Origin of the sequence: Nocardia sp. NPDC058497, assembly GCF_042720195.1 — a bacterium.
In the GTDB taxonomy this organism is placed as follows: domain Bacteria; phylum Actinomycetota; class Actinomycetes; order Mycobacteriales; family Mycobacteriaceae; genus Nocardia.
Window position 1 is genome coordinate 1 of sequence record NZ_JBHXMY010000989.1, and the last position, 1,304, is coordinate 1,304.

The 1,304-nt window shown below is 63.7% G+C and carries 2 protein-coding genes; both read left to right on the plus strand.

Annotated elements, in window-relative coordinates; all coding sequences use genetic code 11:
• On the plus strand, window positions 1–523 hold a 523-nt coding region (locus ACFWPJ_RS33110; protein WP_378857507.1), incomplete at its 5' end, for an LOG family protein.
• Window positions 523–1,065: an orotate phosphoribosyltransferase gene (pyrE, locus tag ACFWPJ_RS33115; protein WP_378857509.1), complete on the plus strand. Its 543-nt coding sequence runs from the start codon at window positions 523–525 to the stop codon at window positions 1,063–1,065. The genes ACFWPJ_RS33110 and pyrE, both read left to right, overlap by 1 nt.
• Window positions 1,066–1,304 lie beyond the last annotated feature (239 nt).

Genomic DNA, 1,304 nt, shown 5'->3' on the forward strand with positions numbered 1-1,304 from the left:
GGCCATGCACATCGGGCGCGATCTGGCAGCAGCCGGGTTCGCCCTACAGCATGGTGGCTACAACGGCTTGATGGAGGCCGCCGCGAGCGGAGCATCAGCCGCGGGCGGCGACATAGTTGCCGTCACACTGGCCGACGTCGACTGGGGTGAGTTCAACCCTTATGTCTCGCGGGTAGTTCGCTTCCACAAGATGGGGGATCGACTCCACCAATTCCTCGATGACGTCGACCTGGTAGTGGCAATGGGCGGCGGTGTGGGCACACTGCACGAAATCACGGCCGCACTGTGGTACGCGGGCAATGTGCGCCCGGTGCCGGTCTGGTTGGTCGGGCAGACGGCGATGCGACTGGCCGCATTCCTCAAGTCGGAGCGATGGCTGTTCGAGTCACCTACGCGATCACTCGGCTTCCTTTGTGAAATCTCCAACTCGATCGAGTTCCGCCACGCACTTTCTGACCTGACCGGCGATCAAATTGCCGACGAGGCCGCTGTCAGCGCGACTCCTCGGTCGGAGGGCGACTGATGCTTCCGTTTGGTTTGGCCGATCGTATTCGAGCAGCTGCTGTCCAGCGGGGCGAGTTCACCTTGCGTTGCGGTGACACGCTCGACGAATACTTCGACGAGTACGGACTCGCGGCAGATCCGGTTTTGTTGCGCGACGTTGCCCAAGCGCTCGCGCGGATGCTTCCGCGACGGACCGACAGCGTGGTCGCGATGGCTCTGGGCGGGGTGCCGTTCGCAGTCGCGGTATCGGCGATCTCGGGTATTCGCACCAACTTCTTCCGGCCCGCGCCAAAAGCCTACGGAACACGAAGGCAGATCGAGGGCCAGTCAGTTGACGGCACCAGGGTCGTAGTGATCGACGACGTTGTCCGCAGCGGCACTCAGGTCCTTCGAGCTACCGACCGGCTGCAGGACGCCGGCGCCACGGTCGTGGCGGCGCTGTGTGTGCTGGACCGGGAGCTGGGCGGCCGGGAGCGCCTGGCGCAGTGCGGAATAGAACTGCACGCGCTGCTGACACCGGCAACACTCTATGCGCTCGATTCGAAGAGGACGGCGAGTTGAGTCGGCCCAACGGAGGACACCCTCGATACTGCGCACTGTTCGATCTGGACGGAGTTATCGTCGACACCCGCGAGGCCATCAGGGAAGCGCTTCGAGCGCTAGCTTGCCAGAGTGGAGCGGAGATCGACCCTGACGTGCTCGACGCCACCGTTCTACTGCCGCCCGTCGATGCACTCCGGATTCTCGGGGTCTCAGACGCACGCCGGGTCTATGACTGCCACTTCGACGAAGCACTATCA

Excerpts from the sequence above, each read along its gene's own strand:
- pyrE (WP_378857509.1), top strand. The coding sequence starts at position 523 with ATGCTTCCGTTTGGTTTGGCCGATCGTATTCGAGCAGCTGCTGTCCAG.